Raw genomic sequence first — 20,206 nt, forward strand, 5'->3', positions numbered from 1 at the left:
ACTCGAAGTGATTAATTTAAACAGTTTAATATAGAAATTAAGTTATAATAAATATAGTCTATTTTTAGAAATCAATAATGGGGGATTTAATTTAAGAACCAAACAAATATTCTAATTACCTATGTGTTGCAAAATAAAAGTGGTTCTTAAGTAATTTAATAAAGAGTTTAATAGGCTATGCGAAGGGAAAGAGAAAGAAATGTTTTCTGAAAATTTTAAAAGGGTAATATTTAAAGTAATAGTACTTACTCTATCTGTTTTACTGATTTTTCAAAGCGGAATCTTTCAAATCGGGAAAGTACTTGCCGCTGCAGATACTACAAAACCAATATTAAAGGGTATTACAATAGAATCTCAAGAAGTTGGAATAGGAGATACTGTTAAAATTAGTATAGATGCGGAAGATGCCGAATCGGGAATCAAGTCTGTTTATATGAGTTACCAAACCCCGATTACAGAAAAGCTGCAAGGGTACACATTAAAATATAACACGGATACTGGTAAATATGAAACGAAAATAGACATTACAAATCAGATTGAAAATGGGACGTGGAAAATTTACAGTATTTCAATAAAGGATAATGCTGAGAATGATTTAGCATTATATAATAAGGATTTATCAAGTTTTGGCGATAAGGCGGATTTATCAAGCGGTGATTTTCACGTAACGGGTACAACAGAAGCGGATGTAACGAAGCCAGCATTAAACAGCATAGAGGTGGAAACGAGAGAAGCTAGTGTTGGTGATACAGTTAAAATAAGTATTACAGCAGAGGACAAGGAAACGGGAATCAAATCTGTCTATATGAGTTACCAAACCCCGATTACAGAAAAGCTGCAAGGGTACACACTAAAATATAATCCGGATACTGGTAAATATGAAACGAAAATAGAGGTTACGAATCAGATAGAAAATGGGTTTTGGAAAATTTATAGTATCTCAATAAAAGATAACGCTGGAAATGATTTAGCGTTATATAATAAAGATTTATCAAGTTTTGGCGAAAGAGCCGATTTATCAAGTGGTGATTTTCACGTAACGGGTACAACAGGAGCGGATGTAACGAAGCCAGCATTAAACAATATAGAGGTAGAACCGAAAGAAGCAAGTGTCGGTGATACAGTTAAAATAAGTATCACAGCAGAGGACAAGGAAACAGGAATCAAGTCTGTCTATTTGAGTTATCAAACCCCGATTACAGAAAAACTGCAAGGCTTCTCATTAAAATATAACCCGGAAACCGGAAAATATGAAACGAAAATAGAAATTACCGATCAGATTGAAAATGGGTTATGGAGGATTTACAGTATCTCAATAAAGGATAACGCTGGAAATGATTTAGCGTTATATAATAAGTATTTATCGAGTTTGGGTGAAAGGGTGGATTTATCAAGCGGGGAATTTGCTGTTACAGATGGTGTAAGTATTAAACCATTGAACCAAAGAGTGGTCACCAAAAATGAAACATGGACATCCGAATCGATTAATGGCGATGTTTACATTGGCCCTGGGGCTGTATTAACGATAAATGGCGATGTAACTGTAAATGGAAATATTTATGTGCTTGGTGCTCTAGTGAGTTATGGAACATTTAATGTCAAAGGTACCATCCATGCCAATAATGTTCGTTATGGTTGGTCATCAACCCTTTATAACGGAACAGTCAATATCCGCAGTGGTATGAATAATATCAGTACGATGTCTGTGTCTAACCGTCCGGTGGAAGAATTTCCGATTGAGTTTTATACATCACCAATTGTTGCCGAAAATGGAATTATTAAATATATGGAAGGTGCAACACTGCCGATTGCTGATATGTATATTGAAGATAATAAAGTAGATTTAAGATGGAACGGAACATTTTATTTACATGATTTGAATGTTGGAAGCAAAGACCATCTTACAGTTTCCTTTATCGATGTGTTTGGCAATACAATAAAAAAGCAGTTCCCATTAAATATTATTGATACGGTGGCTCCTGCGGCAAATGCCAAAATACCGGGAGGATACTATGGCGGTCCAAAATTAGTTGAGTTAACTATGTCTGAGGCTGGCAGCATTTACTATACTTTGAATGGAGAAGATCCTTCCATCTCAAGTAATAAATATAGTGAGCCGATCAAAATCAATAAAGATACAACTCTTAAATTTATTGCAGTGGATAAATTCGGAAATCAGTCGAAAGTATATACAGAGAAATATAAATTTTTTACTGTCGATGAGGTAACCGATCAAAGTACTAGCATTAAAGGCAATGCCCAGCAAAATTCTACTATTATAGCCAAAACTGAAAGTTCTGAATGGACAGGAACAGCAAATGAGTCTGGTGATTTTACTATTCAAATTCCAACATTATCAGCAGGAACAGTCCTTAAAGTTCACGCGATTAGTGAAAATGGAGTGGAAAGTGAATCTTTAGACATTACCGTTACAGATGATACGGCACCTGCTCCACCGGAAGTTAATGAAGTAACGGATCAATCCAGACAAGTAACGGGAAAAGCAGAAGTGGGAACAACGATTGAAGTGAAAGTGGATGGATCTGTGATTGGAACAGCCCCAGTTGAATCCGATGGTACCTTTACAGCAGATGTTCCATTACAATTGGCAGGAACTAAAATATCTATTACCGCTACAGATGAAGCTAGAAATACAAGTGAGGAATCCACAGTGAGGGTGAAGGATGTTACAGCTCCGACGAAACCCGAAGTTAATGAAATAACGGATCAATCCACACAAGTATCAGGAAAGGCGGAAACCGGAACAACAGTCGAAGTAAAGGTAAATGATTCAGTAATTGGAACGGGCATCGTAAAGTCTGACGGTACATTTACAATTGAAATTCCATTACAGCCAGCTGGAACTACATTAACTCTTATTGCTACAGATAAAGCTGGAAATATTAGTAAAGAATCCACTGTAAAGGTGAAGGATGTCACCGCACCAACGAAACCCGAGGTCAATGAAGTAACTGATCAATCCACACAAATAACGGGAAAAGCGGAAGCAAGAACATCGATTGAAGTGAAAGTGGATGGATCAGTGATTCGAACTGCCCAGGTTGAATCCGATGGATCGTTTACGGTAGATATACCATTACAGTTGGCAGGAACAAAAATATCTCTTACTGCTACGGATGAAACTGGAAATACGAGTGACGAAATGACTGTAACAGTGAAGGACGTTACAGCTCCGACGAAACCCGAAGTTAATCTAGTAACCGACGAAGATGGGCAAATAACCGGAATGGCGGAGGCAGGGACAACCATCACAGTTAAGTCAAATGATTTAGTAATTAGAACTGATAAGGTGGAATTAGACGGTACATTCAAAGTAGATATTCCCTTACAGCCCGCGGGAACTGCAATAACGGTTATCGCTACAGATGTAGCAGGAAATAGCAGCGAAGACGCAATCGTTATTGTGAAAAACTTTCCTTCTGTAAAATATGCCACTCATGTTCAGGATTATGGATGGCAATCGCCGGTCTTTGATGGAGCAGTATCTGGAACTAGTGGACAGGCTAAACGTTTGGAATCAATCACGATTTCCTTAGATAGGAATAAAGCTCCTTATCCAGGAGGAATTATTTACAGAACCCATGTTCAAGATTATGGATGGCAGGACTTTGTTGCTGATGGAGTCATGTCAGGTACGGAAGGAAAAGCTAAGCGCCTTGAAGCCGTCGAAATAAAACTTACTGGTGAAATGGCAAAGCATTTTGATATCTACTATCGTGTTCATGCAGAAACCTATGGCTGGTTGGATTGGGCCAAAAATGGTCAATCTGCAGGGACTCAAGGACTATCTAAACGATTGGAAGCTATCCAGATTGTTTTAGTCCAAAAAGGCGGTTCAGCACCTGGACCGACTGAAAATCCGTTTTTAAAGATACCATCTGTTATTTATGCAACCCATGTACAAGATTATGGCTGGATGAACTATGTTAAAGATGGTATATTAAGTGGAACGCAAGGTGAGGCAAAACGGTTAGAAGGTATTAAGATAGATTTACAAAATTCTTCTTACAGCGGAGATGTTATTTATTCTACTCATGTCCAAGATTATGGCTGGTTGCCTAATGTAGCTAATGGTGCAATGTCCGGTACCTCCGGAGAAGCTAAACGCTTAGAAGCAATAACAATCAATTTAACTGGAGAAATAGCAAATTACTATGATATTTACTACCGCGTCCATATTCAAGATTATGGTTGGCTGAGTTGGGCTAAAAATGGAATGAAAGCCGGATCAGAAGGGCAAGCCAAACGATTAGAGGCGATTGAAATCAAACTTGTTCCTAAAGGTCAAGGCGGACTAGTTGGTGAAGATAACTCATATATGCGAGCACGATAGTAATTAAAGCAAATGAATACAAGTTTTATTCTTTACAGGGACACTTCCTTATAAAAGTATGGATTTGTCCTTTTTTCTTGGTTGTTACTGACACGTAATTACGGATACTTTGAACAGAGATGGATTAATAACCGATCCGAAGTAATAAGCCACTGCAAAAACAGTGGCTTAATGAATCAATTATTTATTTTATTTGTAACTTTTCTTTAAATTTATTTTTACCTGTTAAACCATGGTAAAAATACTTGGCAAACTTTAAGCCATCTTTTTTAATAACCCCGCGATAAACAGCATAGATAAATAAATAAGGATAAAAAATAAAAAGCTGCTTTAAATTAGCATTTCTCTTCATAAATAATACTACATTTCTATACATAAAATACTCTGACAATCCTGAAACCTGATTGATTGAAGCGGATCCTTTATGAATAACCTTTGCATTACAGTTGCAAATTACTTCATAACCCTTTTTCTTTATATTTAAACACCATTCTGTTTCTTCATAGAATAAAAAGTAGTCTTCTGGAATATACCCGACTTCGTCGAGAATTTTAGTATGAAATAACATACATGCTCCACCAACGTAGTCACAAGAAATAATTTCCCCGCTAACCTTGTCCTCGTGTACCCTGTTATTTAATACTTTTACTCTTCCAGTATTAAAGTCGATCATTGCACCAGTTGATTGCACAATTTCAGGTTCATTAAATTCACATACTCTTGGTCCGACAACACCTACATTTGGATGTGTTACCATATAGTCCATTAATTTTTGTAAAAAATCCGGATTCGTAATCACGTCATTGTTAAGGATACAAATATAGTCAGCATTTTCAGCTTTAGCGAGTTTCAGGCCGACATTATTCCCGCCAGCATAACCTAAATTTGCCCCGGTTTGTATAAATATATGATGTGGGAATCTTTGCTTTAAAACAGTTTCTGAATTATCTTTAGAAAAGTTATCAACGATAATAACCTTAAAATTCATGTAGTTTATTTTTTCTACCGATTCTATACAGGCAATTGTGTCGTTTGGATTATTGTAGTTTAGAATTACAAAATAAACAGAAGGAATAGGTTTATTATTATTTTCCAAATCCATTTCCCCTCACTTTTTTATATTTTTTGGTATTCATTGAACTATTAGGGCTTGAAAAGATTAAATCTATTGAATAAAATTATCTGCCTCGTATAACCAATTTATTGTTTAGTTTATTAAAAATCATGAAAACAATTGAATCCTTTACTACTATTAACCCTGCCAAATATACGACTGCAGCAATAAATAATTGGATGAAAGTCAGCAAGAACGGGCTTACATTGATTATACTTCCAGCTACACTAACAGAGAAATAAACCAAAATACTTAAACAAAAGTATTTTGTAAACATTTTTGAGAAAGTTTTCAGTTCAAAATATTTTCTAGCAAAATACATCTGAATCATTGCGCCTGAAGCTTCAGCGACCAATAGGGCAATAGTTGTAGCTGTACTTGCCATATATGAAACTAAAAGGATATTTGCAATTAAGCTTAGGAGCGCACCGATAGTAATGGATACAGCATATTTATTATTCTGGTTTGTTGAAACTAATATTTGAATACCAAATATATTTGCTAAACCAACAAAAAATATAACTGGGCTCATTATATTAAGTAAATTAATTACGGTTTTAAATTCATTTCCTAAGAACCAAGTAACGAAATTAGACGATATCGCCATCAAACCTAATGTCATAGGCAATGTAATCATTAATACAAATTGAAGGGCATAGTTAATGTATTTTTTCATTGAGTCAATATTCCCTAGAGCAAATTCTTTTGCCATTCTTGGAAGTAAAACTGAACCTAATGATGTGATAAATCCTAAGGCTATTCGAATAACCTTATCTGCTTGGTTGTAATACCCAACTTCAACTTTTCCAGAAACATGTCCTAAAACAATTTTGTTCACAAGAATATATACCTGAATCATAATTTGGGGTAAAAATAAGCTAATTATTGGTGCAATATGCACTTTTATGTCTCTAAAAGTTGTTCTTTTGAACGAAACCACTTTTAACAATGGAATCCACATAATTAGTTGACCCATGAAGAGCGTACTCGCATTAATCAAAATATAAAGACTTAAATCTTCAATACTTTTTACAAGAGTAAAAATTAAAATAATACTTACTACTCTTATTAGTATATTCCTCATTGTGATGCTCTTAATTTGTTCCATCCCTATAAAATACCAAGAAATGTCAATTGTAGTAGCGATTAAGGTGAAAATATGAATGAAAAATAACATTTTATTATCAGCGACAGTAAATATAAATATTACATAACACAATGTGGTAAGCAATGAAATGGATAGTTGTACACAATAAATGGACCAGAATTCTTTAGAACGCTCGTTCTGGTCTAATTTTGTTGCTATTTGTCTACTACCGTAAATCGGGATACTTAAAGCAGCAAAGACTATGAATAACTGAACGATAGATAATACATACGCATCAGTTCCAACACCTTCTGGTTTAAGTACTCTTGAAACATATGGGGTAGTAATAAATGGTGTTATAACAATCAATAATTGATATACGACAGTAAATAAATAATTTGATATAAGTTTGCCCATTTAACGGAATCAAATCCTTTTTTTGTTTAGCATTTTATTGGCATAATCAATATGATTTGCTTTATAAGAGTAGCATTAAACGTTATTATAAACAACGATAATACATATTTCTACATGAATAGACAAGAAATTTTTATGTAGTTCCAATTACCTCTTCTAATATAAAAAAGGCTGTCTGTGAATTAGACAGCCTTTCATTATGGATGGTTTGAAAAAAAGCAAGCGGCGTTTTTTTACAGATCATTTAATTTTTCAATCATAACATTGGTTCTTTTATCCCAAGTATTTTCTTTAAGGAATTCTAATCTTTGGTCTTGACTGTACTTCAGCTCATTATTTGCAATTAAGCCTTTTAGAACATTAATATACTCGTCCGTATTATTATAAAAACAAACAAAATCATTAAATCTTTGAATTTCTTTATAATAAATAGTAATTATATTTTTGTTGAAATTGATGTATTCATATAATTTGACTGGATCAACCGATTGAATTAATTCGTTTAATTTGAAAGGCATTATCAGACAATCAACATCCTGAACAACATCATATAACTTACTATGATTTATAGGTCCATGGAAAATTATTTTTTCATTTTCCGGGATTTCACATTCTATTGGTCCGAAAAAATGATACTCCAAATTATTTATTTCATTAAGACTTTTCTTGATAGTATCAAAATTAACCCATTCGGAGATTGTTCCAATATAAGCAACTTTAAAATCTTTTAGTGGCTGTTGTTTTTTATCCACTGCATCAATGATTTTACCATTATAACCATTTCTGATTAAAACTGTTTTATTGGAATTGCAGCCTCTATCAATAATTTTATTTTGGAGATTCTTACTCGAGACAAATATAATGTCAGAGTCATGTAACAACTGTCTTTCAGAAATATCAAGATTTTTTTTAACGCTCGGAATGTAATTAAACCCTTGGACATCATCCATACAATCATAAATAATTTTGAACTTATTTATGTTTCTTTTCGGAATATAGTCATAAAGTGAAGGATGAGTGATCCAAATAATGTTGGGCCTAATCACCTTCAAAATTATTGAGAAAATCATCTGTTGAATAAAGCTATTCAAAGAATGGAAAATCTTCATGCGTTTCAATGGAAGTACGATTATTGGAAACTTTTTAGTTTTTGAAGGATTTGAAGTGATTACTTTTCTGCTGCGTGCGAACTGGTAAAACACTGTCACATCAAATACAGTATCCAGCTTCTCAGCAATAAAATGGGGACGTTGTTTTATCCAGCCCCAATCAACGTGCATAAGGTATAAAACTCTTTTCTTCATACAAACCCCTTTCCGAAAGCTTTTCTTTGGTAAAAAATAAATATACATAGATTATGATTCTATTTGATACTTGCATAATTTCACTTATGCATAAAAAGAACATAACGGTACTGAGTGAGAAGTAAATAAAATTGGTGTCCTTTTTCATTTAAATAATCATGATTTTTATTTTCCCTTTATTCCCTTTGATTAATTAATGTTAATAAAATTTGTACATTATTTAAGTATATTATATTCACTTTAGGCAATCAACAATCAGATGATTAAATTCCTAAAGAATAGGGACCTTTCATGTAAAGTTGCTATTATCATCATGACCATATTGCTGGTAAGTTTCTTTATTTCCTTAAGTCAAAGTCACTTAATTGAACTAACTAACCGCATTTTAAAGTACAAATTTTGTTGTAATCTGTTATAATTAATTTTCGTTAAGTCAATAATTGTCGTTTTCTGCATCAATAATACATCTGTGAATGAATGACGTAGTTTTGAGAAAAATATTATTAATTTATAATTAATCTTTTAGGAGTCGGAAGCTCAAAAGGGTATTAAAACACTTTTTAACTAAAAGAAAGAAGGAATTCACTATGCTAAGAAATGTACTTATTACAGGCGGAGCAGGCTTCATCGGAAGTAGCTTGGCTCTAAAATTATTGGAAAAGGGTTATAAAGTAACCGTTCTTGATAACCTATCACCACAAATTCATGGGCAAGATGGAACCTCTTCAGAGTTATTTTTAAAAGTAAGAGATAAAGTGACTTTTATTAAAGGTGACGTTGTGAATGGCGATGACTGGAGAAAAGCTTTAAAGGGCCAGGATGTTGTCGTGCATCTAGCGGCTGAAACTGGCACAGGACAATCGATGTACGAAATCAATAAATACATAGATGTAAATATTAAAGGTACTTCCAATTTGTTGGATATTCTAACGAATGAAGAGCATCAAGTGAAAAAAATCATTATTGCCGCTTCAAGAGCTATCTATGGAGAAGGCATGTACCATTGTTCCGAGCACGGTGTTGTCTATCCAACTGCAAGAGTTGAAGAAGACATGAGCAAAGGTGATTTTGAGGTCAAATGTCCGATATGCCATCAAAATGTGGAACTGATGGCAACCACAGAGGAAACAAAAATCCATCCAACATCTGTTTATGGCATTGCCAAACAGGTACAGGAGCAAATGTGCATGGTGGTTGGGAAATCCTTAAACATTCCTGTTGTTGGATATCGCTATCAAAACGTATACGGACCGGGTCAATCGTTGAAAAACCCATATACAGGTATTCTGTCCATCTTCTCCACCATCATCAAAAATGGGAATAACATCAATATCTTTGAGGACGGAAATGAATCAAGGGACTTTGTGTTCATTGATGATGTTGTCGATGCCACCATTTTGGGAATTGAAAAAGACGAGGCAAACTTTGAAAGCTTCAATGTCGGAACAGGTGTCTGCACAGATGTTCTAACCGTTGCCAATACGTTAAAGGAAAAATACGGGTCCGATACTGAGATTGTCATCAGCGGCAATTACCGCTTAGGCGATATTCGTCATAACTACGCAGATCTGACAAAAATCCATGACAAGCTTGGATTTACTCCCAAGGTCAGCTTTGAAGAAGGAATCAGCAAGTTTGTCGATTGGGTGAATCAGCAGGAGGTTGTCGAGGATCAGTATCAAAAATCCATTGAAGAAATGAAGAAAAAAGGATTATATAAATAATGGAAGAAAAGTTAAAACACAAGAAAATTTTATTTTTATGTCCTTTATTTTTTAATTACCATAAAAAAATAATAAGGGCGATGGAAACAATGGGTGCGGAAGTCGATTTTTTCGATGAGCGCCCATCCAACACAGTAATGTCTAAAGCATTGTTACGAATTAATCGTAACTTTGTGAAAGGGCAAATTAAAAAGTATTATGAAGAAATTACGCAAAAAATAAGCAATAAGAAATATGATTGTATTTTTATTTGCCAAGCTGAAGCAACGCCGATTTGGTTTCTAAAGGAACTTAGAAGACTCAATCCCGATGCGCGGATGGTATTGATGCTTTGGGACTCTGTTGCAAATAAGGTCAACACTCTTGAAAAGCTGGAATTCTTTGATGAAGTCTTTTCGTTTGATAAACAGGATTGCGACAGGTTCGGTCTGACGTTCAGACCATTGTTCTACGATGTAGAATATGACCAGATTGCAAGGGAAACCACGCCCCTTGTTTTTGATTTGTTTTTTGTTGGAACGGTCCACAGTGATCGCTACCGGATTTTAAAAGAAGTGAAACAACAGTTTGAACGGAACGGGCATAAGGTTTTTTACTTTATGTATCTGCCGAGTAAGCTGATGTACTACCAACGCAAGCTTATGACTAACGATTTTGCCGGCAGTGATATTAGTGAGTTTTCGTTTATTGGGATGCCGAGCGAAAAGCTGACCGAGAAGTTGAAGCAGTCAAGAGCTGTCGTTGATATTCAACATCCAAATCAAACCGGTCTGACGATGAGAACGATTGAAATGCTTGGGGCAAATAAAAAGCTGATTACAACTAATAAAGATATCCGACATTATGATTTTTACCATCCAAACAATATTGTTATTGTCGACAGAGAACATATTGAGGTCCCCCCTGAATTTATGTCGACGCCTTATGTACCGGTTGATAAAACAATCCGAAACCGTTATTCAATTGCCTACTTTGTTCTGGAGGTACTGGGTGTAACCGGCGAAAAAGAACATCATTATTATGTAGGAACAAATAGTGAGGGAAAACAATGAAGGTTTCAGTAGCAATGGCCACTTATAACGGAGAGAAATATCTGAAACAGCAAATCGACAGCATCCTTTCACAATTGGATAAAGCTGATGAGCTGATTATTTCAGATGATCATTCAAAGGATAAAACTATCTCTATTATCGAGAATTATATGAATGAAGATTCGCGGGTCAAGCTGTATATGAACAATGAATCAGGAGTGACCTCCAATTTTGAGAATGCCATCAAGCACACAAAAAATGATATTATCTTTTTAAGTGACCAGGACGATGTATGGAAGCCGGAAAAAGTTGATACGGTTAAATCCTACTATGAGAAAAATCCTAAGGTCCAAATGATTATGTCCGATATTACTGTTGTTGACAATCAGCTTAATCCGACCATCGAGTCCTTTTATGAATTTAGAGGAAGCCGTGCAGGTGTCATCAAAAATATTATTAAAAACAGCTATATTGGCTGCGCCATGTCATTTCGGAAAGAATTAAAGCCGAGAATCCTGCCGATTCCAAGGAATGTCCCGATGCATGATATGTGGATTGGGTTGGTGGCGGATATGAATCACGTTGCCCTTCTTATCACGGAAAAATTGATTTATTACCGAAGGCATGATGCAACTGTAACAACTGTCGAAAATAATTCTACTCTGAAGCAAAAGCTTCTCTGGAGATTCACCATTTCGAACTTGCTCATAAAGTCCTTTTTAAAACATAAATAGTTATTAAAAAAGTGTGTTTGCTAATTAGATAAACACACTTTTTTAATTGAATTAGTAGATATAATCAGATTATTGTCAGATTTTGTACTTTTTTTAGTCGAATATTGTTATTTCCAGTTGAACTTATAAAACTAGAATATTATAATTTGGTTTATGATTGCTATTGAAATTTACTACCTGTAAAGAGGGGATCTATATAAATGGAGAGATCGGTAAGGAAAAAAGATAAGAAGAAAAAGAAATGGCTTCGATATACGTTGTTTTCGCTCTTAATTCTATTAATTGGCGGAAGCGTATATTTCTACAACGTTTATACTGATGTTGCCCGTGCGGTTAATAAGATGAATAAACCAATTTCTAGAGAGATTTCCAAAAAACGTGTTGAACAGGTTGAATTTCACAAAAAGGATCCCATTTCAATTTTAATGGTCGGAGTCGATGAGCGTAAAGGAGATAGCGGCAGGACAGATTCTATGGTAGTTTTAACGGTTAACCCTGAAAATAAAACTACTAAAATTTTAAGTATTTCACGTGATACTCGTACGAAAATTATGGACCCTGAAAAGACAGGTAGGGTTGTTCGTGTCGATAAAATTAACCATGCATACGCCTATGGTGGAATTGAAATGAGTATTGAAACGGTAGAACACTTTTTAAACATTCCAATTGATTATTATGTTCAAGTAAACATGGAGAGTTTTAAGGATATAGTTGATGCCGTTGGAGGGATTGATGTAGATAACAAATATGCTTTCGAACTTGATGGAGTATATCTTAAAAAAGGTCCACAGCACTTAAACGGTGAAAAGGCGTTGCAATATGCCCGAATGCGTAAAGCTGACCCGCGCGGTGACTTAGGACGTCAAGAAAGACAGCGCGAAGTTATTTCAAAAATTATTGATAAAGGAAAATCAATTTCAACTTTAACCAATTACGATGATATCCTAGGTGCTCTTGAAAACAATATTAAAACTAATTTAACTCTAGACGATATTATTGGAATACAATCTGCGTATAAACCGGCGGCAGAAACCATTGAAAAGCTTGAAATCCCTGGTGAAGGTAAAATGATAAACGGCGGCTGGTATTTTCTTGTAAGCGATGGAAATAGACAAGGTCTTTCGGACCAATTGCGTGAACAATTGGGACTTACTCCCGAACCTGTTGAAAAGTATAATATGCTTCCGGATACAAAAACAAATAATACTACAACTGGTCAAAATTTGGAAAGTGAACAGTAAAAGATACCATATTTGCCTTTACTAGCCTTACTGGTAAAGGCTTTTTTGTGAAAAACATAGTTATATAAATATCATTATAGGAAAATATAAGATACAAAATCCAACAAGATAATGCTATAATCTTCTTTGTGTTAAAAAAGCTTTATTGCTGGGATTTAGAGTATAAGCAAAAAAATACTTGGCAATGGAAAAGGTGGATGCTTAGTGTTTTTAAAAGGAAAAAGTATAGATCAATATATCACTACTAGAAAAAACAATTTAGATTTTATCCGTTTTATAGCAGCAGCCTTAGTTTTATTCTCGCATTCATATCCTTTAACGTTAGGGAACAATGGTTCTGAACCATTCGCAATTCTTACCAAGGGACAAATGACATTTGGAGAATTTGCTGTCAGTATTTTTTTTGTTATAAGTGGATTTCTCATTACACAAAGCTTTGAACGTTCAAAGAGCCCAATTTCGTACTTTAAAGCAAGATTTTTGAGGATTTTCCCCGGTCTCATTTTTGTTGTGTTTTTATCCATTTTTTTATTGGGCCCCATTTTTACAGATTTAAGCTTGAAGGACTACTTTACAGCACGTGATACTTATGAATATTTAAGCACTATTAGTTTGTACTGGATTCAGTATGACCTGCCCGGTGTTTTCCAAACAAATGTATGGCCTACAGCTATAAATGGTTCGTTATGGACCCTATGGTATGAATTTTTCTTTTATATTGTTGTCGCTGTTCTGGGGGTCACCAGGCTTCTTAATAAAAGGATTGTATTATTTGTATTTATTCTTAACGCCGGCCTCCATTTCTTTAATAAAGACGATTTATATTATGATTTATTTCGTTATTTTAGTTCGGGGATGCTTTTTTATCTATTTAGAAAACAGATTAAGTTAAACGGAACGATAGCGATTTTGTCGTTTATAATACTACTATTGGCACCTAGCTTCGGTTATTTTGAATCCGCATTTTCCATTTTTGGTGCTTATCTTATTTTCTATTTAGGCTATGAAGCAAAGCTAGGGATGCACAATTTTAGTAAATATGGCGATTTTTCATATGGTATTTATATTTATGCATTTCCAATTCAACAAATAATGGTTCATCTTTTTAATAATAAGCTATCACCTTTGGAGGACTTCTTTCTATCTCTTCCGTTTACATTGATATTTGCATTTATTTCATGGCATCTAATTGAGAAAAATGCGCTTAAATTGAAGAACTTCTCACTAAACACAGAAAAAAAGTCTTTGATTAAAATCAGATATCATTCAAATAATAAAAATATATAAATTCGGTTGGTGGAATTGATATTTAAGATAAGGATAATACTCCGAGCAAGTTATAGGAGAGGGTTACTTTTATGAACAAGTTTGAAAAAATATTATTGACTGTTTTTTTTGTTGAACTATTCGTAGGCGGTGGGGGCAGGCTAATTGACTTTGGGGTTATATCTATCCGCCAGCTTTTATTTATACTTCTCATAGGGACGTATATGGTCCGGGTTATAAAGGATAAAGCCATTTTTAATAAAAAAAAGAATACATTTTTCAGGTTAAATCCTGTTACCATTGGGGTTTATGTTTTAATTTTCTGGTTTTTAGTTAGTTCAGTAATTGGTTTTATTAATGGGCATTCGCTTGGAGCAATTGTAACTGACTTTTTTAGGGTTTCGTTTTTTGCTGTTTATTTTCCTTTGGCATACTATATTTCAAAAGAGAGTTTTACTATACAGCGAATCATTAAAATTCTAAAATACAGTGCAATAGTAGTTGCAATTTTTACTATTACGGTTTCGTTGTTAGGGAAAACTGTATTTAGTAATAATTTTGCTCCATTTTATAATTTCATGAACACTATCATGAACGATGATTTATTTTTTAGACCTAGCAACAGTGTATTTTATAAAAGTCACTTCTTTGTTTTGATTGGTTTAATTATATCTTTAAATGAACTTTTAAGTAAAAAATACGGCAAATTGGAAATAGCTGTTGTTATAATTGGATCAGTTTCTATTCTCTGGTCTGAAACTAGAGGTTTTTTGTTGGCTTTTATGGTAAGCTTGTTGACAATTATAGTTTTGGACGTAAAAGTTATAGTAGATCCATTCAAAGGGATATCGAGTAAATTTAAAAAATTGATCCAATCCAAACAATTTATGAAGAAATTCACTATTTCTTTACTGGTAATAATCGCCGTTCCGTTCCTTTATAAATATATGACGCTTGAACGTTTTGAACAAACTGCTGCAGTTGAAGAAGTGCATCCATCCACTGAATTAAATAAAAAACCTAATGCTAAAAAAGTTCAAACTGAAGTTAATGATGTAAGTGTCAATATGCGTATGGACATTCTTAATAGCTCAAAGGAAATATTAAAAGATCCAAAAAACCTCATTATTGGTGCTGGTTATGGGACTGAAATCGCCGGGAGAATTGCTATCGAAATAAGTTTTATTGATATACTTGTTGAACAAGGCTTAATTGGATTGGCAATATGGGGATTTTTATTCCTAATCATTTACTATAACTATTATCAGGCCTATAAAAAAGGACAAAAGCTATCAAATTTAGACATTTCCTTATTAGCTGCATTCATGGGAGTTTTACTTTTAACGAATATCAATCCGTTTATCAATAACCCTATCGGTATTAGCTTTTTCATAATTCTGCTCGTGGTTTCCCAAAACAAGAAAGAATTAAAACAAAATGAGGAATTAGTATGAAGTTAACCATTGTACTCGTCTTGTATAAGAAAACACCGGAAGAAAGTAAAACTTTCCTTACATTAAAACAAACATTATTTTCCAACAAAAATGGATTCAATCAATTTGAGCTAATTTTGTATGACAACAGTCCGGAAAAACAAGAATTTAATCCCCTCAAGTATGAGGGGGTACATATGTCATATGTTCATGACCCACGAAATTTAGGAATTGTACCTGCTTATAATCATGCTTGGAAAATTGCGAACGAAAATGGAAGCAAGTGGATTCTCCTCCTGGATCATGATACGGAGTTAACCCAAGAGTATATGAATGAGGTAATGGACCTGGCGGATTTTTCAGAGGAGATTGTAGCAGTTGTACCAAAGATTATGAATGAAAATACAATGATCTCTCCTGTATATAGTAATTCGCTTCGTCCTTTGCTAGGGGATCGCCCAGAAAGCGGGATTCAAGAAAATCCAGTAATGGCCATTAATTCTGGTGCTATAATTCGAATCGATTTTTTAAATGAAATCGGCGGATTTAATGAGGAATTTCCTTTAGACTACCTAGATCATTGGCTTTTCTATGAGATTTACGCAAAAGGAAAAAAGGTGTGGGTTCTTGATTCAGTTCTCGAACATGAATTATCTGTAATGGACTATAGTAGGGTCTCACTGAAACGTTACCAAAGTATTTTAGAATCAGAATTGAATTTCTACAGTAATTATAAAACCGAGTTGTTCTCTTCTTTTCGGAAGCAGCTATTAAAAAGATTTTTAAAGCAGGTTTTAACTGTTAAAAATAAGCAGATTGCTTTGCATACCTTAAGACAGTTTTTTAAAATGTCAAAATTTTAAAATTAGAAATGGAGATATCTTTGGTATATGAAGATATCCTTTTTCTATGTAAAGATGCATATGAAATAGTACTAACATAAACAAAGGAATTTTTGGGAATATTTTAAGAAACACAATACTGTAACATAATAAATATTTTATTTTTTAAATAACCTTCTTTATAATGGGTTAGGTAGAAATTGTCGAAGACAAGGTTTTTTAAAAGAAAAAGAGGAGTTGTCTTAAATGAAAGGAATTATTCTAGCCGGTGGCAGTGGCACTAGGCTATATCCGTTAACAAAGGTTGTTTCGAAACAACTATTACCTGTCTATGATAAGCCAATGGTTTATTATCCACTATCTGTATTAATGTTAGCAGGAATAAAAGATATCTTAATTATTTCAACGCCTGAGGACACAGGGAGATTTGAACAAATCTTAGGAGATGGTTCTGATCTAGGATTAAACCTTACATATAAAATTCAGCCTCATCCAGGCGGATTAGCTCAAGCATTTATTTTAGGAGACGAATTTATTGGTGATGATAACGTAGCGTTAGTACTTGGCGATAATATTTTTTATGGCCACGGCCTAACGAATTTATTGCGTAAAGCCGCTTTAAGAGAAGCCGGTGCAACTGTGTTTGGCTATTATGTAAATGATCCGGAGCGCTTTGGAGTCGTTGAATTTGATGACCATGGTAAAGCTGTTTCCATCGAAGAAAAGCCCGAATTGCCAAAATCTAATTATGCAGTAACAGGGCTTTATTTTTATGATAATCGTGTTGTACAAATTGCAAAAAGTATCCAGCCTTCTCCTCGAGGTGAGTTGGAAATCACTGATATCAATAAAGCGTATCTAGAAATGGGAGAATTAAATGTTGAACTGTTAGGTCGCGGATATGCATGGTTAGATACCGGCACACATGCATCTTTGTTAGAAGCATCACAATTTATTGAAACAGTCGAAAAGAGACAGTCCTTAAAAATTGCCTGTCTTGAAGAGATTGCTTATAAAATGGGTTACATTTCAAGGGAAAAGCTTTTGGAGCTTGCAGAGCCATTAAAGAAAAACCAGTATGGCCAATATTTAATAAAAATAGCTAACCAAAGAATTTAAAAGCTAATGAGTGAGGTAAAAATATGAATATTATTGAGACAAAATTGCCTGACGTTAAAATCTTGGAACCAAAGGTTTTTGGAGACCATCGCGGTTATTTTATGGAGAGTTATAATAAAGAAATTTTTGAGAAATTGGGCCTTTATTACGACTTTGTTCAGGATAACCAATCTTTATCCGCACCGGTTGGAACATTAAGAGGATTACATTTCCAGCTCAACCCGAAGGCCCAAACGAAAGTTGTTCGTTGTATAACAGGTGCAATTTATGACGTAGCAGTAGATATTCGTAAAGGCTCCCCGACATTTGGCCAATGGGTCGGTGTAATCCTAAGCGAACATAATAAGCGGCAACTTGTAGTACCAAAAGGCTTTGCCCACGGTTTTTGCACTTTGGTGCCTGACACCACAGTTGCATATAAGGTGGATGAAAATTATTCACCAGAGCACGATGGCGGGATTCTTTGGAATGATCCGGAATTAGGAATTGATTGGCCGACAAACAATCCAATTCTTTCAGAGAAAGATACAAAACACCCAAGATTGAGTGAAGCGACACATCTTAATTTCGTTTATGAAAAATAGGAGGTAAAACATGAAACTATTAGTAACAGGCGGCGCCGGTTTTATAGGAAGCAACTTTGTCCGCTATATGGTCAATAAATATCCAGATTACACTATTGTGAACTTAGATTTATTAACTTATGCAGGTAACCTAGAGAACTTAAAAGACATAGAGAACAAGCCAAATTATAAGTTTGTCCGCGGAGATATCGCAGACCGTGACTTTATTCATGGCCTTTTCCAAGAAGAAAAGTTCGATTATGTCCTGAACTTTGCAGCCGAATCTCATGTAGACAGAAGTATTACTGACCCTGGAATTTTTGTGCAAACAAATATCCAAGGAACTCTAGCTTTACTCGATGCTGCTAAAACCTTTGGTGTAAAGAAATATCTTCAAGTTTCTACAGACGAAGTATATGGTACTCTAGGAGAGACAGGATACTTTACAGAAGAAACACCTTTAGCAGCCAATAGTCCATATAGTGCAAGTAAAGCTGGTGCAGACTTGCTTGTTCGTGCGTACAATGAGACGTTTGGTCTTCCGACAAATATTACTCGCTGCTCTAATAACTATGGACCTTACCATTTCCCTGAGAAACTAATTCCTTTAATGATAATTAATGCTTTGAATGATAAGGAACTGCCAGTTTATGGAGATGGATTAAATGTTCGTGACTGGCTGCACGTTGAGGACCATTGCCAGGCAATTGATTTAGTGCTGCATAAGGGCCTTGTTGGCGAAGTATACAATGTCGGCGGCAATAATGAACGCACTAACATTGATATTGTAAAGACAATCCTTAAGCAACTAGGAAAGCCTGAATCATTAATCAAATTTGTAAAAGACCGCCCAGGCCACGACCGCCGTTATGCGATTGACGCGACGAAGCTACGCACGGAACTAGGCTGGTCCCCAAAATATAATTTTGACACAGGGATTGAACAAACTATTAATTGGTATTTAAATAATAAGGAATGGTGGGAAAACATCATTTCCGGTGAATATCAGGAATATTTCAAATCACAATATGGCGATAGACTGGGAGTAGAATGATGAAGGTTGTTGTAACAGGGGCTGCTGGTCAATTAGGTCAAGATGTTCTTTTGGAATTGGAACGAAATAACCATCAAGCTATAGGTGCAGACCGCCAAACATTAGATATAAGCGACGAAGCAGCAGTGCAAGCATTCATTCAGGAAGTGAAACCTGATGTTATTCTCCATTGTGCGGCCTATACAAATGTAGATTCCGCAGAACAGGATGAAGAGACTGCCTATAAGGTTAATGGATTGGGAGCTAAATATCTAGCTCAGGCAGCTAAGCAAACCGGCGCGAAGATGATGTATATCAGTACGGACTATGTATTCGATGGAACAGCTTCGGAGCCATATGAGGTTGACCATCCTACAAAACCGCTTGGGGCATATGGGCGTACAAAATTAGCTGGTGAAGTGTTTGTTCAAGAAAATCTAGAGGAATTCTTCATAGTTCGAACAGCATGGGTATTTGGTAAACATGGCAACAATTTTGTCAAAACAATGATTCGACTGGGGAAGGAACGCGGCGAAGTGGGCGTTGTTTCAGATCAAGTGGGTTCCCCCACTTATACAGTTGACCTAGCTAAATTCATGGTGTCACTCGTGGAAACAGACAAATATGGAATTTACCATGCTACTAACAGTGGAATTTGTTCTTGGTACGAATTTGCTGTTGAAATTTTTAAGCAAGCGGAGATGGATGTTACAGTTCGTCCGTTAACGACGGAACAGTTCCCGCGACCAGCTGCAAGGCCGAAGTATTCAGTACTTAGTAAGAAGAGGATTGAAGAGGAAGGGCTGACGCCGCTCCAAAGCTGGAAGGATGCTTTGTCAGCTTATCTAAAGGAACTAAAAAATTAATCATATAGAGAAAGGGATACGTTAATTTGGTCATCTTTGACTTTAATGTATCCCTTTTTTATGTTATTTTATTAAAGG

Annotated in this window: 15 protein-coding genes; 12 read left to right on the forward strand and 3 right to left on the reverse strand. The window is 35.0% G+C overall.

The annotated features are described in order from the left end of the window. The first annotated feature begins 199 nt into the window (after window positions 1-199). Window positions 200-4,354 carry an Ig-like domain-containing protein gene (locus KHA99_RS11695; RefSeq protein WP_213117618.1) on the forward strand — a complete coding sequence of 1,385 codons (4,155 nt, stop codon included), beginning with the start codon at window positions 200-202 and terminating at the stop codon, window positions 4,352-4,354. 184 nt (window positions 4,355-4,538) lie between these two features. Here the strand turns inward: KHA99_RS11695 and KHA99_RS11700 are convergent, their stop codons facing one another. The 3 genes from KHA99_RS11700 to KHA99_RS11710 all read right to left on the reverse strand — a co-directional run bounded on the left by KHA99_RS11700 (window position 4,539) and on the right by KHA99_RS11710 (window position 8,276). Next, entirely contained in the window at window positions 4,539-5,450 is a 912-nt protein-coding gene (locus KHA99_RS11700) for a glycosyltransferase family 2 protein (RefSeq protein WP_213117619.1), read from the reverse strand. An 82-nt stretch (window positions 5,451-5,532) separates the two neighbouring features. After that, window positions 5,533-6,972, reverse strand: coding sequence for an oligosaccharide flippase family protein (locus tag KHA99_RS11705; RefSeq protein WP_213117620.1), 1,440 nt, complete (start codon window positions 6,970-6,972; stop codon window positions 5,533-5,535). 233 nt (window positions 6,973-7,205) lie between these two features. Beyond that, entirely contained in the window at window positions 7,206-8,276 is a 1,071-nt protein-coding gene (locus KHA99_RS11710; RefSeq protein ID WP_213117621.1) for a glycosyltransferase family protein, read from the reverse strand. Window positions 8,277-8,863: 587 nt separating this feature from the next. Between KHA99_RS11710 and KHA99_RS11715 the strand changes: the two genes are divergently transcribed. The 11 genes from KHA99_RS11715 (at window position 8,864) to rfbD (ending at window position 20,128) form a co-directional block, all read left to right on the forward strand. Continuing rightward, window positions 8,864-10,000 carry an SDR family NAD(P)-dependent oxidoreductase gene (locus tag KHA99_RS11715; protein ID WP_213117622.1) on the forward strand — a complete coding sequence of 379 codons (1,137 nt, stop codon included), beginning with the start codon at window positions 8,864-8,866 and terminating at the stop codon, window positions 9,998-10,000. Further along, window positions 10,000-11,052 (forward strand): WaaS/CpsH family glycosyltransferase, encoded by a 1,053-nt coding sequence (locus tag KHA99_RS11720; protein WP_213117623.1) that lies wholly within the window; start codon window positions 10,000-10,002, stop codon window positions 11,050-11,052. The genes KHA99_RS11715 and KHA99_RS11720 overlap by 1 nt, the downstream gene beginning before the upstream one ends. Next, entirely contained in the window at window positions 11,049-11,765 is a 717-nt protein-coding gene (locus tag KHA99_RS11725) for a glycosyltransferase family 2 protein (RefSeq protein ID WP_213117624.1), read from the forward strand. Before KHA99_RS11720 ends, KHA99_RS11725 begins: the two co-directional genes overlap by 4 nt. A 200-nt stretch (window positions 11,766-11,965) precedes the next feature. After that, on the forward strand, window positions 11,966-13,006 hold the full coding sequence (locus KHA99_RS11730; protein WP_213117625.1) for an LCP family glycopolymer transferase: 1,041 nt from the start codon (window positions 11,966-11,968) through the stop codon (window positions 13,004-13,006). 204 nt (window positions 13,007-13,210) lie between these two features. Continuing rightward, window positions 13,211-14,293: an acyltransferase family protein gene (locus tag KHA99_RS11735; protein ID WP_213117626.1), complete on the forward strand. Its 1,083-nt coding sequence runs from the start codon at window positions 13,211-13,213 to the stop codon at window positions 14,291-14,293. A gap of 71 nt (window positions 14,294-14,364) precedes the next feature. Continuing rightward, window positions 14,365-15,726 (forward strand): O-antigen ligase family protein, encoded by a 1,362-nt coding sequence (locus KHA99_RS11740; RefSeq protein WP_213117627.1) that lies wholly within the window; start codon window positions 14,365-14,367, stop codon window positions 15,724-15,726. After that, the gene (locus KHA99_RS11745; protein ID WP_213117628.1) at window positions 15,723-16,568 is read left to right on the forward strand and encodes a glycosyltransferase; all 846 of its coding nucleotides are present in this window, start codon (window positions 15,723-15,725) and stop codon (window positions 16,566-16,568) included. The genes KHA99_RS11740 and KHA99_RS11745 overlap by 4 nt, the downstream gene beginning before the upstream one ends. A 225-nt stretch (window positions 16,569-16,793) precedes the next feature. Then, entirely contained in the window at window positions 16,794-17,666 is an 873-nt protein-coding gene (gene rfbA, locus KHA99_RS11750) for a glucose-1-phosphate thymidylyltransferase RfbA (RefSeq protein ID WP_213117629.1), read from the forward strand. Between the two features lie 23 nt (window positions 17,667-17,689). Further along, window positions 17,690-18,250 (forward strand): dTDP-4-dehydrorhamnose 3,5-epimerase, encoded by a 561-nt coding sequence (rfbC, locus tag KHA99_RS11755; RefSeq protein ID WP_213117630.1) that lies wholly within the window; start codon window positions 17,690-17,692, stop codon window positions 18,248-18,250. 10 nt (window positions 18,251-18,260) lie between these two features. Further along, window positions 18,261-19,283, forward strand: coding sequence for a dTDP-glucose 4,6-dehydratase (gene rfbB / locus KHA99_RS11760; RefSeq protein ID WP_213117631.1), 1,023 nt, complete (start codon window positions 18,261-18,263; stop codon window positions 19,281-19,283). Next, on the forward strand, window positions 19,283-20,128 hold the full coding sequence (gene rfbD, locus KHA99_RS11765; protein WP_213117632.1) for a dTDP-4-dehydrorhamnose reductase: 846 nt from the start codon (window positions 19,283-19,285) through the stop codon (window positions 20,126-20,128). The genes rfbB and rfbD overlap by 1 nt, the downstream gene beginning before the upstream one ends. Window positions 20,129-20,206 lie beyond the last annotated feature (78 nt).

The organism is Neobacillus rhizophilus (assembly GCF_018343535.1).
Lineage (GTDB): Bacteria > Bacillota > Bacilli > Bacillales > Cytobacillaceae > Neobacillus > Neobacillus rhizophilus.